Consider the following 290-nt stretch of genomic DNA (forward strand, 5'->3'; position numbering starts at 1 on the left):
GAGGCCGATCAGGGCGTTGGAGGCGCGGTCGCGGCCGCGATCGGGGAACGCCTGATCTCGCTGGGTCAGGCCCGGCAGGTCTTCGCCATCACGCACAGCCCGCAAGTGGCCGCGTCCGCTTCAGCCCAGTGGCTTGTGGAGAAGGAGCAGGATGGGGCTGGCGGCTCACGCATACGCGGGCTAGATGACAGCAGCAGGCAGGAAGAAATTGCCCGAATGCTGTCAGGCGCCGAAGTTACCGCTGAGGCCCGCGCAGCCGCCGGGAGGTTGTTGGAGGGTGCATGAGCGAG

At 67.6% G+C, this 290-nt stretch carries 1 pseudogene; it reads left to right on the forward strand.

The features are described from left to right. Positions 1-285 (forward strand): annotated as a pseudogene (locus B4F73_RS01065) (DNA repair protein RecN); the annotation flags it as partial. Positions 286-290: the final 5 nt, after the last annotated feature.

The sequence above is a fragment of the Hyphomonas sp. UBA3601 genome, assembly GCF_002375605.1.
Lineage (GTDB): Bacteria > Pseudomonadota > Alphaproteobacteria > Caulobacterales > Hyphomonadaceae > Hyphomonas.